The organism is Enterococcus sp. HMSC061C05 (genome assembly GCF_001814765.1).
In the GTDB taxonomy this organism is placed as follows: Bacteria; Bacillota; Bacilli; order Lactobacillales; family Enterococcaceae; genus Enterococcus_B; species Enterococcus_B lactis.
This window is the reverse complement of record NZ_KV817745.1, coordinates 24,156-44,085: the sequence shown is the minus strand read 5'-3', so window position 1 is coordinate 44,085 and position 19,930 is coordinate 24,156. Positions and strand designations below refer to the sequence as shown.

The window sequence follows — 19,930 nt, the reverse complement described above, 5'->3', positions numbered from 1 at the left end:
GGTCGCAGGTTCGAATCCTGTCTTCCCGATTTTTTTTATCTTGCTTTTTGTTTTCAAATGATTTATAATTTTTTTAAATTGAATATGCGCCCATAGCTCAACTGGATAGAGTGTTTGACTACGGATCAAAAGGTTAGGGGTTCGACTCCTCTTGGGCGCGTCGATACGGAATAGTATATTCCGTATTTTTTTTTGTTGATTCTAAAGGATTTATTTAACAAAAAGCGTTCTTCTTTCTTTCTATTACCAAATTCGTTATAATTAAGGTCAATATTAGTCAAAGGGAATGAATAAGATGGCACATCAGAATACCTCGGATTTAATTGAATCATATATAAAGAAAATTCTGGAAAATAGTGAAATGATCGAGATTCGAAGGATTGAAATGGCAGACCTCTTTAACTGTGTTCCTTCACAAATCAACTATGTGATTAATACCCGTTTTACCATCCAACGCGGTTATTTAGTAGAGAGCAAACGCGGGGGTGGCGGTTATATACGAATTGCGAAAGTAAGAATTTCAGATAAAAAACAGTTACTTGAGCAGATAAATCAGTTGTTTGATGATACAATCAGTGAGAAAAATGCTTTTGCTATTATTCAAAAACTTTATGAAGACCAAATAATTACAAAAAAAGAAGGAAACTTGATGTTAAGTGCAATTGCAAAAAACACATTGAATTTCAATGAATTTGAAGATCATACACGTGCTCGGATTCTCCGAGCATTTCTGGAACGTTTAAGTTATGAAGATGGGAAGTGAGATTAGATGGAAGAACTTTTTACTGAAAGAGCCCAAGCGGTATTAGAAATTGCACAAGAAGAAGCAAAACGATTAAAACATCAATCAGTTAGTTCAGAGCATGTTTTACTAGCATTAGTAGTTGAACAAAATGGAATTGCTGGAAAAGTATTACGTGAAATGGATTTGAATGAGACAGAAATTTATGAAGAAATTGAACATCTGATTGGTTATGGCGGTATCCGTTCTTACCCTAAAGGAGTCTTTCTTCCATATTCTCCAAGAATGAAACAAGTTTTTGCTTTAGCTAGCAGCGAAGTAAAGAAAACGGGTTCTCAAAAAGTTGGAACAGAACATATTTTGATGAGCTTATTAAAAGATGAAAGTATCATGGCTACTCGAATCATGATCAACTTAGGTATCAGCCTTTCAAAAGCCCGACAAGTTCTGAAACAAAAAATGGGACTAGCTGGTGATTCGGGTGGAAAGGGAATGAATCGTCGTAGAAATATACAAGATAAACGGCAAACACCGCAAGGAACACCTACACTGGATTCATTAGCACGCGATTTGACGAAATTAGCAAAAGAAAACAAGTTGGACCCAGTTGTTGGTCGTTCTAGAGAAGTCAAACGGCTTATTCAGATTCTTAGCCGACGGACAAAGAACAACCCTGTACTGGTGGGCGAACCTGGTGTAGGTAAAACAGCCATTGCTGAAGGACTAGCACAAAAAATCATTTTAGGAGAAGTACCAGAAGACATGCAAGAAAAGCGCCTGATGATGCTTGATATGGGATCTTTGGTTGCTGGTACGAAATATCGCGGTGAATTTGAAGATCGAATGAAAAAAGTCATCGACGAAATCTATAATGATGGTCAAGTAATCTTATTCATTGATGAATTGCATACCTTGATTGGTGCAGGTGGAGCAGAAGGAGCAATTGATGCTTCGAATATCTTGAAACCGGCGTTAGCTCGAGGAGAATTACAAACGATCGGAGCAACGACCCTAGATGAATATCAAAAATATATCGAAAAAGATTCTGCATTAGAGCGACGTTTTGCACGAATTCAAGTAGATGAACCAACTCCTGAAGAAGCGGAAGAGATTCTTCAAGGATTACGTTCAAGATATGAAGAGCACCACGGGGTAGAGATTACAGATGAAGCTGTGCGGGCAGCAGTGAATCTTTCTGTTCGTTATATCACTTCTCGTCAACTACCTGATAAAGCGATTGATTTGATTGATGAATCAGCAGCGAAAGTCCGTTTGGATCAAACCGATCACTTAACAAAATCAACTGTAATCAAATTAGAAATTGATGAATTAGTACAAGAAAAAGAAGCAGCGATCCAAAAACAAGACTTTGAAAATGCTGCGCAATTACGTAGACAAGAAAAAGCACTACGTAAAAAGCTACAAAAAGTTTCTGCAATCGAAGCAAAACAGGAACAAGGATATGCTGATCGTGTAACAGAAGAAGATGTTGCTACAGTTGTATCGGAGTGGACTGGTGTCCCTCTACAGCAGTTGGAGAAAAAAGAAAGTGAACGTTTGTTAGAATTGGAAGGTCTCCTGCATGAACGTGTGGTTGGTCAAGATGAGGCTGTCAAAGCAGTTTCACGTGCCATCCGTCGTGCACGAAGCGGCTTGAAAGATCCTGACCGTCCAATTGGGTCATTTATGTTCCTTGGACCAACTGGTGTCGGAAAAACAGAATTGGCCAAAGCACTTTCAGAAGTCATGTTTGGAAGCGAAGATTCCCTGATCCGTGTTGATATGTCAGAATTTATGGAAAAATACAGTACAAGCCGATTAATCGGATCTCCTCCAGGATACGTAGGGTATGATGAAGGTGGACAGTTGACAGAAAAAATTCGTCAAAAACCATATTCAGTGATTCTCTTAGACGAAGTGGAGAAAGCACATCCAGATGTTTTCAATTTACTTCTGCAAGTATTGGATGATGGTCATTTAACAGATTCTAAAGGTAGAAAAGTAGACTTTAGAAATACAATCATGATTATGACTTCAAATATCGGAGCGACACAAATTCGAGAAGAAAAAAATGTCGGATTTAATGTCCAAGATGTCACGAAAGATCACAAAGCCATGCAAAAACGTATCTTAGAAGAGTTAAAGAAAGCTTTCCGACCTGAATTCTTGAATCGAATTGATGAGACTGTCGTCTTCCATTCATTGAGTAAAGATGAAATCCATACAATCGTCCAAATCATGAGTAAAGCGATTATCAAGCGATTGAAAGAACAAGATATTCAAGTGAAAATCACCCCATCCGCAATCGATGTGATCGGGAAAGCCGGATTTGATCCTGAATATGGTGCACGTCCAATCCGTCGCGCACTTCAAAAAGAAATTGAAGATCGATTGAGCGAGGCGTTGCTTGGCGGAGAGATTCGTTTAGGTGACCACGTAACAGTAGGTGCTTCAAAAGGAAAGATCACATTGAATGTTCGCGGGCCTAAAAAGGAAACAGTAGGTTCCCTATAGGTACTTGGTCTATGTAGCTGAATTTTTATAATAGTAAGACTTGATTAAGAGGTTGTGACAAGTTTTTTGTCACAATCTCTTTTTATATTTGGACAGAATATATCGAACTTTATTTTGACTTTTTGTGAAATAATTTTCAAAAATCCGACTTTAAATAGAAGAAGTATTGGAAAGTTTTTAGAGCTATGCTACTATTATGAAGTTGTAGGAGGAGGAAATTATGATCGAACTCATAACCACAGTAGAGACTATCAAACAAGCAGAACAGTTGCTTGCTGCAGGTACAGACACACTATATTTCGGTGAAGAGCAATTTGGATTGCGTCTGCCTGCTTCATTTACACGAGAAGAACAGCGACAATTAGTAGAATTAGCACACAAGCATGGTAAAAAAGCAAATATTGCTGTAAATGGGATCATTCATCCTGAAAAAATGAAAAATGTACCTGAATATTTGGCTTTTTTAAAAGAAATAAACGTAGATGTGATCACAGTTGGTGATACAGGTATCATTTATACGATGAAAAAAAATCCTGAATTGCGTATACCGTATATTTATGATGCTGAAACATTAGTAACGAGTGCACGTCAAATCAATTTTTGGGCGAAAAAAGGCGCAGTTGGCGCAATACTTGCTCGTGAAGTTCCTTTTGAAGAGATGAAGGCGATGGAAGAAAAACTCGACATCCCTGTAGAAATCCTTGTGTATGGTGCTACATGCATCCATCAATCCAAACGTCCACTGCTACAGAATTACTATAACTATACGAAGCAAGACGAACAAAAAGATCGTGAAAGAGGTCTTTTTATCTCGGAACCTAAAAAAGAAGAGACACATTATTCTATTTATGAAGATAGTCATGGCACACATATTTTTGCCAGTAATGATCTAAATCTCTCGAATGAATTGAATGAACTTTATCAGCATCATTACCGTACATGGAAATTGGACGGGTTATTTACTCCAGGCGAAAATTTCGTGAATATCACTCAACTATTCGCCGAAGCAAAAAAACAAATTTTAGAAGGTAGCTGGGATCAAGCAAAAGCAGAAAAATTGACGAGCGAAATCAACAAATTACATCCTGAAAACCGTGAATTAGATACAGGATTCTTTTATATTGATCCTTCTGCTATCAAATAAGGAGTATGATGAATGAAATGACAGTAAAAAGAAAATTGAAACGTCCAGAAGTCTTAGCGCCAGCAGGAACACTGGAAAAGTTAAAAACAGCGATCCATTATGGAGCAGATGCAGTATATATTGGCGGAAATGCGTATGGTTTAAGAAGCCGTGCAGGCAATTTTACTTATGAAGAAATGGCTGAAGGGGTTGCTTTTGCAAAAGAACACGATGCAAAAGTGTACGTGGCTGCTAATATGGTCACCCATGAAGGAAATGAAGAAGGCGCTGGGGAATTTTTCCGCAGTCTGCGCGATGTCGGTATTTCTGCAGTGATCGTTTCTGATCCAGCTTTGATCGAAATTTGCGCGACAGAAGCTCCAGGTCTGCCGATCCATTTATCCACTCAAGCTTCAGCAACCAATTTTGAGACATTGGAATTCTGGAAAGAGGAAGGGTTGGAACGTGTCGTTTTAGCTCGTGAAGTTTCAATGGAGGAAGTGGCAGAGATCCGTAAAAATACGGATATCGAAATCGAAGCATTTATTCATGGAGCCATGTGTATCTCTTATTCTGGTCGCTGCACATTGTCCAACCATATGTCAATGCGGGATGCGAATCGTGGCGGATGCTCTCAATCTTGTCGCTGGAAATATGGATTGTTCGATATGCCTTTTGGTCAAGAACGAAATAGTTTGACTGATACAGGAGAAATTGAAGAAGAATTCTCGATGAGTGCAGTTGATATGTCCATGATCGAGCATATTCCAGAATTGATTGAAAACGGCGTAGACAGCTTCAAGATCGAAGGAAGAATGAAATCGATCCATTATGTATCTACAGTGTCAAACGTCTATAAAGCAGCTGTAGACAGCTATATGGAAGATCCTGAAAACTATGTCTGCAAACAAGAATGGATCGACGAGTTATGGAAAGTGGCACAACGAGAGTTAGCTACAGGCTTTTATTACAATACACCAACTGAAAACGAGCAATTATTTGGTGAACGTCGTAAAATCCCAGTATATAAATTTGTCGGTGAAGTATTATCTTATGATGAGGCAACACAGATTGCTACGATACGTCAGAGAAACTTATTCTCTGTAGGGGATGAAATCGAATTTTATGGTCCAGGGTTCAGTCATTTCAGTCAAACAGTCGAAATCATGCATAATGAAGAAGGGGAATCCATTGACCGAGCACCAAATCCAATGATGGTTTTGACCATGCCAGTCGCACAACCAGTGAAACCTGGAGATATGATCCGGAAACGTAAATAAAGAAAAAGCTGATACAGTCCTGTTTCAAGCATCTTCGCATACAAAATCCAAGAAAAGTGTTACACTTGTTTTCTGTAGAAAAAGGATCGTTAAATAAAGGTTTTGATTGATCTCTTCAATAAGGAGGAACAAAATGCAAATATATGATTACATCGTAATTGGTGGCGGCTCTGGCGGTATTGCTTCAGCAAACAGAGCAGGGATGCATGGCGCAAAAGTTTTGCTGATTGAAGCAAATGAATTAGGCGGAACCTGTGTCAATGTCGGTTGTGTACCTAAAAAAGTCATGTGGCAAGCAAGTACGATTTTGGAAACAATTGAACGTGATGCTCCAAGTTACGGCATCCAAGCAGATTTAAAAAGTGTCGATTTCGCCGGTCTAGTAGAAAGACGAGAAAAATATATTGATTTTCTACACGGTGCTTACCAAAGAGGATTAGATAGCAATCATGTCGAGGCTATAAAAGGATATGCTACTTTTATCGATAGTCAAACGATCGAAGTAAACGGTGAAACTTATCATGCGCCTAAAATCTTGATTGCGACTGGAGGCCGTGCAAGCAAGATGAGCATTCCTGGTGGCGAGTACGCCATTGATTCAAATGGATTTTTTGAATTAAGGGAATTACCTAAGAGAGCAATCGTTTTAGGAGCTGGATACATCGCAGCTGAACTTTCAGGTGTATTTCGTGGTTTAGGTAGTGAAGTCATGTGGGCATACCGAAAAGAACGTCCACTTAGAACGTTTGATAACATGCTTTCGGACAATCTGATCCAAATGTACCAAGAAGCTGGGATCAAGACTTACGCACATCATATTGCTAAAGAAATCACTAAAAACAATGACGAATACACGGTGTTATTTGAAAATGGTGAAACCTTAACTGGCGATTGTGTCCTTTTTGCAGGCGGGCGTGTACCGAATACTGAAAATTTAGGTCTGGAAAATACAAATGTCGAATTGGACGAAAAAGGATTTATCAAAGTAGATAAATACCAAAACACAACGGATGAACATATTTTTGCAGTTGGTGATGTGATCGGTAAATTAGACTTGACTCCTGTTGCAATCGCAGCTGGCCGACGTTTGTCGGAACGTTTGTTTAATGGGAAGAAAGATTCTTATCTGGACTATAATCTTGTTCCGACAGTTGTCTTTACGCATCCACCAATTGCAACGATTGGTTTGACAGAAGAAGAAGCATTGGAAAAATATGGCGAAAATGAATTGAAAGTTTATCGTTCACGCTTTACTCCAATGTACTTTGCTTTGAATGATTATCGCCAAAAATGCGAAATGAAATTGATTTGCGTCGGAAAAGAAGAAAAAATTGTCGGCTTGCATGCTATTGGTGTAGGTGTCGATGAAATGCTACAAGGTTTTGCTGTGGCTATCAAGATGGGCGCAACTAAAGAAGACTTTGATAATACAGTAGCCATCCATCCAACAGGAGCGGAAGAATTCGTAACGATGCGATAATTTAATACTAGCAGTTCCAGCAGCTTTTTATTGAATAAACCAATGTAAAACCAGAAAATCAGTATACTGATTTTCTGGTTTTTTGTTTTTTAACTATTTATGTAAGATTGCTTCGATATTTTCCCAAAACGAATAAGTAGGGAAGTTGGATATTTTGATCATCTTCGTATTCAGCTGGTTCCTATCTAAAGGAAAGTCAGTCAAAACCAAATCATATTGATTGATCAACCGATAGTTCAAATCAAAAAAGCTATCCTGATATTCTTTTATTTCTTTTATCTCAGGAAATTTTTTAGTTAACAATTCCTTATATAAGAAACAAACTTTCGGTTCTTGAGAAGAAAGGATCATGACTGTATATGTCTTTTTTTTTGGAATGATTCGATCAATAAGAGCTGGAGACAGCAAAACCAGTTCTTCCAGCAATTCTTCATATAATAGACGATTGGTTAGAATAAACGAATAATTTTCTTCCACCAATGCTTGTTCATAAAAAGAAAGAATGAGTGGATCCGATTTCAAGACGATCACAAAGAATTGTTTAAAGGAATTGGGTAGAAAAGGTAAAAACTCCTTCTTGAAAGAAATCAAATGATACAAGTAATTTAATTGCTGATCAGATAACATCGTATCAGTAGATAAAGAACGATAGAAATTTTGTGACAAGTTTCTTAATTTTTTGATTTCATGAGCTGGCGCCTTTACAGAAGCAAAATGGATCATTTGGCTGATTGGACGCAAAAGTTCACTAGCTGTTTCTTTAGTTAAATAGAAATGATAATTTTTCTCCATAACGGAGCAAAATGTAATGTTATTTTTCGTTCGCTCAAAAAATAAATCAATATCCATTTCGAGAGGTTGGCTTTTCAACTGATCGGATAATTTATGTTTCTTTCCGATCCGGATAATAGAAATCAAAAAATAATAAATCAAAAACAGCTGTTTGTGGCCAGATAGTTTGTTTAATGGAGGATAAAGTTTCATGTATCGTTTGATAGCTGCAGACAATATTTGGTAATGAGGAAGTTGATCCGGTGTATAGATCTCCTCAAATAAACTGCAGTAAAAAAAACGTATTTGTCTCTCCTCACCTTGAATATGTACATATGGAGTAGTGTGGATTCTAAAAAGAAATCCTCGCTTTTGAAAGGATTCATTCAGAAACATAATGATTCTTCGAATACTTGCTGTACTTAGAAATAACTGATCAGCTAGTTTAGCAATACAAGGTTCTTGCATCAAAATGATTTTCAACACTTGTATATGGCTTGAATGTTTTAAGATAGTACTCGTGATGCTTTCTAAATTATATTCACAAGGTAATCTCAAAGAAACTTTCTGATGCTCGTCGATATGAATAGATGCCGGAGAATGAACAAAATTAAATGCGGCAATATCAGATAAGAGTGTTTTTTTTGTTACAGCAATTTTCTTCTCTAAGTCTTCTAAATAAAATGAATCCATACTCAAAAGCATGGCTAATCTTAACTGTCTTTCTGATAATTTTTCAAGCATAGTTATATCTTCTGTCATATTTCCATCTGCGTTTTTTAAGAAATAATAGATAAAACGCTCCTTCACTTCCTTTCTTTTCGGTCGTTCTTAACCATTATCCCACGTTATAGAGAAAATTGATTCATTTGTATGTTTGTTCAACAATTTTAAGCAACAGGCAGAATAAACAGCAAAAACAGCAAAAACAGAATGCTTTGACCTCATATTTTTGTTAATTAAAATAACTAAATAACCATAAAATGAATAGTTGGTTGTTTTTTATTTTTGTTATTTTTAATTATGTATTTATAAATCATTATTGTACTCTCTATATTTACAGTAAAAAAATAAAACATAAATAAAAAGCTTAGATAGAAATATCATGCTTATGTTCTTTAGATTATTGTTATTTAAAATAGCAAATATAACTACTGAATGAAAATTAAACCAACTATACTTTTAATTATTTTATATAAAATTGTTTTTTTATTTATATCTTCGAGGGTTGAAAATGATATTTCAAGGGAGTTGCTCTTCATTCGATTTTTTGTTTCCAAAAATAAAAGATCGTTTTCTTTTATTTTTTTGATACATACTCCCTTAGATATAGTTATTTATACTGTTTATCCAAAAATAATAATTATAACATACAAAAACAGTTTTTAAGAAACAGGTTTTCCAAAATAGAAAAAAAATAATACTAAATTCTAGCGTAAATAACTGTAGGATAGATTTAATAGCAAACGAGAAAAGGGGAAGTAAAAAATGGTAGGATTTTTGGAAAAACAACTAGAGAGACAAATCATGCTGATCTGCTTGTTAAGCATGGATATGGCTGAGATCAACGACCTTGCGGAAGAGCTAAAAGTGACGGATAAAACAATTATTGCAGATATTGATAATTTTAATTCTTCTTGTTTTCCTGCGTACATCGAGGTCAATCAGTATAAAGAAGTAACGTTGAAAATACCCAGTAACCTCAATTTAGATGATATTTTTATCAAGATCCTAAATAATTCTATCTATATAGAAGTCTTAAAATACATTCTGATTTCAGAACCGTCTTTAACTGAGATTTCAGCTAAATTATTTTTGAGTAAGACAAGTGTCAGGAGAATCATTACCAAAATAAATACGTACTTTTCAAAAGAAAGATTAGATATACAAATCATCTTAACCACCAGACTACAAATCATCGGTGATGAAATCTATATTCGCAAATTTTTCTCAAGTATGTTCAAAGAAATCTGCAAAGAAAAAGATCTTCCTTATTTTGAAATGATTTATAAAATGTTGAAACGCTGTTTGATCAAGCAAGGACGGGATGCTAGCTCTTCTAAAATCATTTATACAGTCTATTATATTTTTACTTCGATCATTCGAATCGGGAACGACCATCTGATTCCCAAAGAGGAACTGGCAGATCGGCCAGCTGTCGTTGACTCAATTATGGAAACGATCAAGAGCGATACCGTCTTCTGCACGCTTATCAATCAAAATTATAAATTTGTGATCAGTAGAGAAAATATAGAAAATATTTTGAGCCCATATCTCAGTCTGCTTTTTACCAATCCAGCTGAAACAGATGAGTATATGCTCAGAAGAGTAGAACTGTTTCTTAAACATTTCTATTATCTTTCCAATATCAATGAAACGGTCACAACTGAAAAGGTTTTGCATTTCACCAGTTTTATTACCTTTTATAAAGAATTGACTTTTTTCAAAGTCAGCTATGCAGATATCTTTTATAAGAAAATCCTGAAGAAAAAAGTCCAGATATGGGAAGCTTATCAAAGTGCATTGATCATCTCTAACTTATCCTCTGTACGGAAAAATGAACTTTTGTTAAAAGAATTACTGTTGGAGCTGATTGTCTCTTCGAATGAATTATTGCATCGAGTGGAGCCAAAACTAAAAGAACGGTCTATTTTGTTATTAAGTTCACAAGAAATGGGACTTCCTATTTTATATAAGAACTTGATTTTGAATAAGTACCCTTCTTTTAAGAAAGTCGATATTTATGAAAAAGATGTTTTTTCTTTAGACTATACACTGATCAACCAATATGACCTAGTATTGACCGATGTGAATTTGAATTTGAATCGCATATCTTCTGCCATTCTGAAAATTTCTAAAGTACCGACGGATGCTTTCTGGCATAATTTGGAAACGTTTCTTCATTCTACTTGAGAAAAGAGTTGCCAATAAATTATTATTTCGGAAAAAGTAGGTGTGGTATAGACAATTTTCAGCGTTAAGATAAAAACAAAAACACTGGAGGAACGAAAATGAAAGAGTTAATCGGTTTATTTTGTATTTTATCCTTTACGTTCAGAATATTGGCCTCAATGATCAAAGCATTGTATTACGTGGCAAGAACCCTTGTTTTATTACCAGTCGCAGGATACAAGTGTTACAAAGAATGCAAAGCCAACAAAAGAGAGAGTAATCTTTCAAATATTTCATCTACATCATCAAGGGAAAGCAATAGACAATATGGGACTATTGCCAATCGGATATCAGATGCTTCCAAGGATGCAGACAAGACAAATAAGTTAAAAAACGAACCGATTTTACCCAAGAACAAGCAATTTGTCGTTAACCACAACAGTATATAGAGTAAAAATCTGAGAGGAAGTAAAAAAGATGCTTACACCAATCAATCAAAAGTTATTTGAACTTCTGGAATATGACCTAAAAGACGAAAGATTTACAAAAGACCTGTCTATTGTCGACAAAGAACAACGAAGTAAGGCCACTAAGATCGATATTGATATCAATGGGTTGAACGAATCCCTTTCAATGGCAATTAACAAAAAGATCGAAACTCTAACGGAAGAAAAAAAGTTATATGGTTATCTTTCAGAGGAAAAGAAACTTCAAAGCATCATCAATAAGATAAATGAAAAGCCATTCGTTGAGTTGGAGCAGGAAAGAAAAACATTCGAGGAGAAGCTTGAAAAAGTCACTGGCCATCAAGAGAAGATCAAGCAAGAAAAAGGCACGGTTGTTTATACATCCAATCAAACGTTTAACACTGAAACCTATCAAAATGAGAAGCTGATTTTGTCTCGAATAAATGTGGCAGAAAACAATCGTCTGATCGGCAACATAAATGATTCTATCCTAGCAGCTGAAAAAAGAGTAAACATACTAAGAGAGGAATCGAGGAAACTAAAAAACCATTTATCTCAAAATTTAGAGGTAATAGAACAGAAAATTAAAGAACTTAAACCTATGCTACCCCCAACACCTAAAGAAGAACGGCGAAAAAGTTGGGAAATAAATAACGATGTGGTAATTGTACAGCTCGAAAAACTAGAAAAAGAAAAAACAGTAATTGAATCACAAATCAAAACCATTGATGTTGCAACTTCACGAACTGTTCCTATTGCACAAGTAGAATTCTCCAAAGATCTGCCCAAAAAGGAAGATATCCCCAAAGAGCAGCCTAGCCAAATAGTCAAAGAAAGTGTACCTTTGCATCAAGCTGATAGTGAAAAGGTGCAGCCGAGTATTCCAGTGCCACCACCTATGCCACGTGATCCATTATGGCAGAGACAAGAAACACAAAAGTCAGAGAAAGCACCTCATCCTATTGAGCCGAACGTTATCATTCAAGAGCAACCTAGCCAAAAACGGGAAAATGGACCTCGTCCAAGAGCTGCTAGCGATCCTGGAGAGTCTCGGACAGACGTACCAGATAGTGGTAAAAAGACGCAAGATACACCTGAAAGAGACAAGAAAGAGGAGCCGGATAAATCAACTAAAGATGCTTTACATACAGCAATCGGCGAAAACTTAAAAGCTAGACAAGAACTGCTCCAAGTGACGATTGAAAAACAAAGAGAAATACTTGGTATCATTCCTAAAAAAGCAAAACATTTACCAGAATTAAATGCGATAGATAAGAAGATCCAAGAAAATGAAGCCGAACTCGCAAAACTGAAGCCCCAGTTAGATGACCCTAAAACGTGGAAGCCCGAAATGATCCAACTGCCAAAGGGGCAATCCGCTACTATTGAAAATATCAAAGCAGATACTGACAAGATCAAAACAGATATCGAAAAGATCAAAAGCATGGATATCAAAGATTTAAAAAAAGAACTATTCCCACATTCTAAAAAAATGCGTTGGCTCCGCCGAGCGTTGCATCTATGGCCTTTGGCGGCATACCCTTTATTTGTGAGTTGGGCAGTGATGATTTTACCAGCTCTGACGGTTAGTCTCTATGCGGCACCAGTTGCGATTACTGCTTTTTCTTTCTTTTGTGCCAGTTATTATGTCCCTAAATTGATCAATTATGCGAGGAAAAAAATAGCCAATCGACGCGAAGCTCAGAAAGATAAAGAAGAACTAAATAAAGGACTGACAAAAGAAAAAGAGCAGCCAGAAGTAACAAAAGAAGTAACAAAAGAAGCAGTCAAAGAAACAGAAAAAGAAGCAAAGAAAACAGATATAACGACAAATGAAAAAGGCAAAGAAACGCTTAAAGGAGAAAAAACGGCAGAACCAAGTCTAGAACCTTCCACGAAAAAAGATTGGAAAACCAAAACGAAAGATTTCTTGAAGAACAATTGGAATACACTCGCGATCATAGTAGGCGGAAGTACGTTGATTGCAGTAGCTTCTGTATTCCTCATGCCAATCATCGCACCAGGACTAGTTGGAGCCGGTATATTTACCCTTGGAACTGTAGCGTTGATGGGGGCTTCTGTGGGTATCGGGGCGCAACTGATCGACAAATTTGGATTGAAAAAAGTAGAAAATCATTTGAATAAAAGAGAAGAGAAAAACTTTAATCAAAAATTAGAAAAAGCACTTCGTACATTTGACCTCTCGAATCAAAAAGAAGAGAAAGTGAAAGAGGTACAAGAAGTAACTAAAGATTCAAAAATAAAAGAAGCAAAAGAACAAGGCATCTCGTCAGATATTTCTCGAACAAGCCCAGTAGTTTCTCAGGATGCTTTAGGTGCCAAAAGAAGCTCAATAAGTTCTCAAAGTTCTCTTGGATCCATAGACTCCAACTTGTTTGCATACTCAAAAGATAACCAACAAGTAAAAGAACCTAACAAAGTAATTCCTATAAATCAAAAATTGACAGAAAATAATCGAAATGCGTCTTCTCAAGTTTCACCAGTAACAGGGTCACGTCAATTTCAAGATTTAAAACAAGATGCAGTTGTTAGGGCAGGTAATCAAAACGGAAAAGATGATAGCAATAGAAACAGCCCAGCACGTACCAGAAGCAACAGTCAACCAACTCCAAAAAAGGAGCAGATAGTCCATTAAATGAAACAGAAGAAAAAATGAAAAGGAGAGTCATGTGAAAAATTCACGCTTTATAATTTTTAGCCTCCATCTATTGGTCTTTAGCATACTTTTTTATTTTGGAAATCGGATCGTCTTTCTGTTCTTAAGTGAAGGATTTGCTTCATTGGAGCTAGCAGATAGGATCATGGAAGCAATCAATCAGAGCTTTGCAGAAATAGCGGAATTCACCATCCATATCGAATTCGCACAAATGTCATTACTGTCAGGCTTTGTGTTTGGGATTGCTTATATATTGCTCGTTTTATATAAGACATTTGATAGTAAAAATACCAGACCAAACGAAGAATATGGAAGCGCGCGATGGGGGAAGCCTGGAGATATCAGACCATTTATCGATAAAAAGAAAGACTTCAATATCTTATTGACGAAAACAGAAAGTCTGTCTTTATCTGGTCGAATGAAGATTACAAAAAGAGACAACTTCAACCGTAATAAAAATATCGTCGTGGTAGGAGGAGCCGGAAGTGGTAAAACGCGGTTCTTTGTAAAACCTAATCTGATGCAGATGCATTCTTCCTATGTTGTCAGTGACTCCAAAGGATTGTTGTTGATGGAGACAGGAAAAATGTTTGAAGAAGCGGGGTATAAGATCAAGATTTTTGATTTGATCAACCGGAAAGCAACCGACTACTATAATCCTTTCAAATATCTCAGAAATGAAGATGATATCTTAAAGATCATTAACAACTTGATCAAGAATACAACTGATCCGGATAAAAAAGGTGGAGATGGATTCTGGGAAAAAGCAGAGACGGCTTTGCTGATGGCCATTTTTAGTTATCTGATCCAAGAGGTCGTGGAAGAAGATCGTACATTAGGAAGTGTGATCGAATTAGTCCGATTAGCTGATATTGATGAAGACGTACCAAACTTTGTCAGTCCGTTAGATGTTTTATTCCAAGAATTAGAAGAAAAGGACCCGCAGAATTTTGCTGTTGCACAATACAAAATCTTTAAATTATCGGCAGGAAAAACAACGAAAAGTATTTTAGTCAGCTTGGGGGTTCGTCTGGCACCATTTGACATACCAAGTGTCAGACAGCTTGTTTCCAAAGACACACTAGCATTGGATACGATTGGAGATCAGAAGACCATCTTATATATCTTATTACCAGATACAGACACGAGTTTCAACTTTCTGGCCAGTATGATGTACCAGCAGTTATTTGACATGCTGGTTTACAAAGCAGACAACGAATACAAAGGACGGCTGCCTGTTCACGTACGCTGTATTCTTGATGAATTTGCCAATATCGGTCAGATCCCAGATTTTGAAAAAGTGATATCTGTTGTCCGAAGTCGGGAAATCTCGACAAGTGTGATCCTGCAAAATATCAGTCAGCTGAAAACATTGTATAAGAACACATGGGAAACAATCATCGGGACAAGCGATACCTTCTTGTACTTGGGAGGGATGGAACAAAGCACCCATGAATATATCTCTAAATTATTGGGTAAAGAAACGATCGAACAACGAAACATCAGTGTGACGAAGGGGGCAAATGGCTCATTCAATGAAAGTTTCCAAAAACTAGGAAGAAACCTGATGGACCCTGATGAAGTCGCAAGTTTGAAAGGTCAAGAATGTATTCTGAAAATTCGAGGAGCCCATCCGTTTCTATCTTCAAAATATGACATTACTAAACACAAGAATTATAAAAAACTCGGAGACGTCACAGAGAAATATATGTATACGCGAGATTTTTCCGAGCAAGAGGAGCAGTTGCTTCCTGGACAAGAGGAGTTGCCTTATGAGTCAGTGAACTGTTGCTCTCAGACTTTGACGAGACATTATACGAAGCAGATGACACGATTGATGAGGAAGCTGATTTGTATGATGAGTATCAAGAAGAACATGACGATAACTATGACGAGGAAGCCTTGAGAGAGACAGTTTGATTATGAGAGAGGTTGTGACAGAAGTGGTAAGCTTCAAGAAATAAGAAGGTACTTCTTGAACTCTTTCCTCATGTGAAAATGACTAAGAAAGGTGTTTTCTGAAACGTTCCAAAATTTTCTGAACTTAGAAATAACTGTGAGAGAGTAAGGGAAAATTTTAGCTATACTGAAATTAGGCTTTAAAAATAAAAATCAATTAGCAAAGGAGATTGTAATTATTATGGATTCAGGATTATTACAACAGGTATTTACATTAGTTTCACGTTTTACTTTAGTTGGAGGCGGTTTGTGGCTGATTTGGGGAACAATTATTTTGGCAGGTGCCTTAAAAGATAAAAATGGCCCTCAGCTACAGCAGGGAATTTGGCAAATTGTAGGTGGCGGTTTGATCTTAGTGGCTGCAGGCTGGTTTGCTACATCCTTTGATATGAGTTCTTTGTTGCCATGAGTTTGAATACAATGAGGATGATAGGAGTTTAGCGTATGCACACAGCGATAATGAGTCTCTTCAATCAGATTATTACTTATCTGAATGGAGATGATTTGCAAGCTATGTTGAGTCAGGATCTGCAGTCTTATATGTATGATGCATACAGTTTGGTTATGCGGCTGCAGCAACATGTAGTAGGACCGATTGCCTTATCAATATTGGCTATTTTTGTTCTTTTGGAGTTCCAGAAGATCTCAATGAAAGTAGAAGGGGCAGGTGGTGCCCCTATGCTTGGATTCGAGATGATTATGAAAGCACTGATTAAATTCGTGCTTTGTTACATAGTAATTTTAAGAATTCAAGACATACTAGATGGAATCATCATTATTACCAGCAACTTGACTGCCAGAGTGATCGAGATCGGAAATGATGGTGTACTGAATAATGTGGCAGATCGGGTAAGTTCAGCAGTCGCCGACCTCTCATGGTGGGAACAACTAGTTATTCTATTAGTCATGTGTATCATGTTTTTGGTTTCACTTGTTGTGCGAGTGTTGATCCAAGTGACGATCTATCTAAGATTCTTGGAACTTTATATTTTTTGTGCGATGGCACCAATCCCGATGGGGGCACTTCCAAACCAGGAATTTTCAGCAATGTCGAAAAGCTTTTTCAAGAATTTTGCGGCCACGGGACTACAAGCAACATTTATTGGCTTGGTCTTAGTTATCTATCCGCTTTTGTTTATAAAAATCATGGAAGAAGTCGGTAGCGGAATCTGGGGGATCATCATGGGATTGACCATTTATATGCTTGCTCTACTGCTTTCAATCAATAAAACAAAAGGATGGGCAAAAACATTGCTCTCTGCATCATAAGGAGGATTTATGGCTGTCGAAGTAAAAGTACCAAAAGATATCAAAGAATACAAAGAAAAAGTAATCGCTGGTATGACTTTAAAGCAGTTACTTTGCCTAAGTATCGCTGCTGGAGTAAATATCGTGATCAGTCTGATTTTCATCGCGTGGTTGAAGATCCCGATGGAAATCACCAGTTGGTTGATGATCCTTTCATCGATACCAATCGTTTCGTTTGGCTGGTTCAAGCGCAATGGATTGACTTTTGAAGTATATATCAAACAGTTCTTCAAGTACCATTTTTCACCCGGTGTGAGGCTGAAGCAGGAGACGAAAATGGGAGAGAAAAGCAAAAAAGAAGAGAAAGAACAAACTGGAGAAGCAAATATAGAAGCAAATAAAGATCTAGGCGGACAAGAAACATGATGAAGTTGAAGTCACTTACTCAAACGAGGAAATTAAAGAAAAAATTGAAGAACAATGAACCAAAAACACAAAAAGGCGGGAAGAAAACAAAAGAAATAAAAGAGACAGATCCTTTGCGAGCTACTTTTACGTTTCAGGAAATCTATCCTAGTGGCATTTGTCAAATCGACGAGATTACCTTTTCTACAACGATTGAATTAGAAGATATCAATTACCAGTTATCTTCAGAAGAACATCAAATCGAGATTTTTTCTCAATACTGTGATTTTCTGAATTCTTTAAGTAGTAAAACCAAGTTGCAACTGACAGTTTATAAAAAGAAACGTCCTTTGGCAGACTTGCAAAAAGTCCTTTACTATCAGGAAAAAGGTGATTTTTTAGATGACTATCGATCAGAAATGAATGAAGTCATCTCTAGAAAATTGGACGAAGAAAAAAATGGGTATCGAAAATGTATTTTGTTCACTTTTGTCCAGAAACATACAAGGATAGAACATGCAGAAAAAGAATTAGAAATGGTGGCTGATCGCTTTGCAATGTTTGCCAGTCGATTAGGAAGCAAGATCAAGCGCATCGAAAAAACAGAATTATTGACAATCCTCTCAGAGATTTTAGGGACAGATGACAAAAGAGAAAAGCAAAGGGTCGAAGATGTATTGCCAGAAGTCATTGAGATAAAAGAAAACAAAAACTATCTAAAAGTAGATACGCATTATGCAAAAACGATTTATCTCCAAGAATATCCATCTGAATTAGCTGATACATTTTTATATGAACTACTGGAGATCCCTAAAGAATTAGTGATCACTCTTCATATCGACCCGTTAGAACAAGATGAAGCTTTTGATTTGGTAAAAACAAAGCTAGCCTTTATGGAACAGCAAAAAGTCGATGAACAAAAAAAGGCACTGCAAAACGGATATGATTATGAAATGCTTTCTTATGACCTTTCGTATTCATTAACAGAAGCAAAAGGCTTGGTAGATGATTTGCAAAATAGAGGTCAGAAGCTTTATGCGATGACAAGCTCGATTCATTTTCGGGCAGGAACAACCCAACAGCTGGCGGAGATCCAAGACGAAGTGAATGCAGTAGGACGTCGTTTTGGATTTAAGATCATTGAATTAGAATTTATGCAGGAGAATGGACTAAATGCGACACTCCCGCTAGGAATAAATTCGATACCGCTAGATCGTACGCTATCAACAGCCAGCACAGCGATTTTTATTCCATTCACGATATCTGATTTGATCCAAGAAAACGGGAAATATTATGGCGTCAATGCCATTTCCAAAAATATACTCTCACTAGACAGAAAGCTATTGAAAGCTCCTAACGGCTTTGTGCTAGGTACACCAGGGTCAGGAAAAAGTTTCTCAGTCAAGCGTGAGATCGTGAATGTCTTACTGCGAGATGCAGAAGATGAAGTCATTATTATTGATCCAGAGCGGGAGTATTCGGTCATCGGTCAGAATTTCAATGGTGAGATCATCAAAATATCCAGTGATTCTGCAACGACTATCAACCCCATGGACATCAATGACAATTATGGAGATGATACTGATCCGGTTGTATTAAAATCAGAATTTTTGATTTCTCTTTTCGACTTGATCATTGGAGGGGCTCTAGGCTTGAGTTCAACACAAAAAACGTTAATCGACCGAGTCTGTCGTAGAACGTATGAATTAATGAGCGGTGATACACCCACTTTTGTGGATTTCTATAACATATTGAAAGAGCAGGAAGAAGAGGAAGCGAGACAGCTAGTCATGGATTTGGAGATTTATATTGAAGGAAGCTTATCGGTATTTTCTGCAAAAACCAATGTGGATATAACCAAACGTCTTGTGATTTACGATATCAAAGACTTAGGGAAACAATTAAAGACAATGGGGATGCTGATTGTTTTAGACCAAGTATGGAATCGAATCACGGAAAACAGGGAACGTGGTGTACGTACGTGGCTGTATATCGATGAAATGCAGCTTTTGTTCACCAATGAATACTCTGAAAATTATTTCTTTGAATTATGGAGCCGGGCAAGAAAATGGGGGGCCATTCCAACAGGGATTACTCAGAACGTGGAGACATTGCTGCTATCGGATCTTGCACGAAGAATGCTGTCTAACAGTGACTTCGTTATGATGCTCAATCAGGCTAAATCAGACAGGACGCAGCTCGTTCGATTATTCGATATCTCGGAAGAACAGGAGAAATACGTAGTCAATTCTCCAGAAGGCTATGGATTAATGGTATTTGGGGATACCACTCTCCCGTTTTATGATCATTTTCCGAAAGATACGAAGCTGTACAAAATGATGTCGACCAAGCCTGGAGAAACATAATAAAGC

At 37.0% G+C, this 19,930-nt stretch carries 14 protein-coding genes and 1 tRNA gene; 14 read left to right on the top strand and 1 reads right to left on the bottom strand.

Annotation, left to right across the window (positions count from 1 at the left end):
* The first annotated feature begins 86 nt into the window (after positions 1-86).
* The 6 genes from HMPREF2988_RS08235 to gor all read left to right on the top strand — a co-directional run bounded on the left by HMPREF2988_RS08235 (position 87) and on the right by gor (position 7,139).
* Positions 87-160 (top strand) — tRNA-Arg (locus tag HMPREF2988_RS08235).
* 135 nt (positions 161-295) lie between these two features.
* Positions 296-763 carry a CtsR family transcriptional regulator gene (locus HMPREF2988_RS08230; RefSeq protein ID WP_002310600.1) on the top strand — a complete coding sequence of 156 codons (468 nt, stop codon included), beginning with the start codon at positions 296-298 and terminating at the stop codon, positions 761-763.
* 6 nt (positions 764-769) lie between these two features.
* A complete protein-coding gene (locus HMPREF2988_RS08225; RefSeq protein ID WP_070770394.1) occupies positions 770-3,256 on the top strand; it encodes an ATP-dependent Clp protease ATP-binding subunit in 2,487 nt (828 codons plus the stop codon).
* A gap of 220 nt (positions 3,257-3,476) precedes the next feature.
* Positions 3,477-4,400 carry a peptidase U32 family protein gene (locus HMPREF2988_RS08220; RefSeq protein WP_070770393.1) on the top strand — a complete coding sequence of 308 codons (924 nt, stop codon included), beginning with the start codon at positions 3,477-3,479 and terminating at the stop codon, positions 4,398-4,400.
* A gap of 5 nt (positions 4,401-4,405) precedes the next feature.
* Positions 4,406-5,659, top strand: a complete 1,254-nt coding sequence (locus tag HMPREF2988_RS08215) for a peptidase U32 family protein (RefSeq protein WP_016629233.1) — start codon at positions 4,406-4,408, stop codon at positions 5,657-5,659.
* A gap of 133 nt (positions 5,660-5,792) precedes the next feature.
* Positions 5,793-7,139 carry a glutathione-disulfide reductase gene (gor, locus tag HMPREF2988_RS08210; RefSeq protein ID WP_070770392.1) on the top strand — a complete coding sequence of 449 codons (1,347 nt, stop codon included), beginning with the start codon at positions 5,793-5,795 and terminating at the stop codon, positions 7,137-7,139.
* 93 nt (positions 7,140-7,232) lie between these two features.
* Here gor and HMPREF2988_RS08205 read toward each other — a convergent pair whose 3' ends face one another.
* Entirely contained in the window at positions 7,233-8,672 is a 1,440-nt protein-coding gene (locus tag HMPREF2988_RS08205) for an AcpB/EbpR/MafR family transcriptional regulator (protein ID WP_070770396.1), read from the bottom strand.
* A 726-nt stretch (positions 8,673-9,398) separates the two neighbouring features.
* Here HMPREF2988_RS08205 and HMPREF2988_RS08200 point away from each other — a divergent pair.
* The 8 genes from HMPREF2988_RS08200 (at position 9,399) to HMPREF2988_RS08165 (ending at position 19,924) form a co-directional block, all read left to right on the top strand.
* Positions 9,399-10,823, top strand: a complete 1,425-nt coding sequence (locus HMPREF2988_RS08200) for an AcpB/EbpR/MafR family transcriptional regulator (protein ID WP_002336171.1) — start codon at positions 9,399-9,401, stop codon at positions 10,821-10,823.
* Between the two features lie 98 nt (positions 10,824-10,921).
* The gene (locus HMPREF2988_RS08195; protein ID WP_025477334.1) at positions 10,922-11,251 is read left to right on the top strand and encodes a hypothetical protein; all 330 of its coding nucleotides are present in this window, start codon (positions 10,922-10,924) and stop codon (positions 11,249-11,251) included.
* 28 nt (positions 11,252-11,279) lie between these two features.
* The gene (locus HMPREF2988_RS08190) at positions 11,280-13,925 is read left to right on the top strand and encodes a V-type ATP synthase subunit I domain-containing protein (RefSeq protein WP_070770391.1); all 2,646 of its coding nucleotides are present in this window, start codon (positions 11,280-11,282) and stop codon (positions 13,923-13,925) included.
* Positions 13,926-13,959: 34 nt separating this feature from the next.
* Positions 13,960-15,852 carry a VirD4-like conjugal transfer protein, CD1115 family gene (locus tag HMPREF2988_RS08185; protein ID WP_257243316.1) on the top strand — a complete coding sequence of 631 codons (1,893 nt, stop codon included), beginning with the start codon at positions 13,960-13,962 and terminating at the stop codon, positions 15,850-15,852.
* A gap of 234 nt (positions 15,853-16,086) precedes the next feature.
* Entirely contained in the window at positions 16,087-16,314 is a 228-nt protein-coding gene (locus HMPREF2988_RS08180; protein WP_002310588.1) for a hypothetical protein, read from the top strand.
* 35 nt (positions 16,315-16,349) lie between these two features.
* Positions 16,350-17,174 carry a VirB6/TrbL-like conjugal transfer protein, CD1112 family gene (locus tag HMPREF2988_RS08175; protein WP_024634752.1) on the top strand — a complete coding sequence of 275 codons (825 nt, stop codon included), beginning with the start codon at positions 16,350-16,352 and terminating at the stop codon, positions 17,172-17,174.
* Positions 17,175-17,183: 9 nt separating this feature from the next.
* On the top strand, positions 17,184-17,579 hold the full coding sequence (locus HMPREF2988_RS08170; protein ID WP_024634753.1) for a PrgI family protein: 396 nt from the start codon (positions 17,184-17,186) through the stop codon (positions 17,577-17,579).
* On the top strand, positions 17,576-19,924 hold the full coding sequence (locus HMPREF2988_RS08165) for a VirB4-like conjugal transfer ATPase, CD1110 family (RefSeq protein ID WP_070770390.1): 2,349 nt from the start codon (positions 17,576-17,578) through the stop codon (positions 19,922-19,924). Before HMPREF2988_RS08170 ends, HMPREF2988_RS08165 begins: the two co-directional genes overlap by 4 nt.
* Positions 19,925-19,930 lie beyond the last annotated feature (6 nt).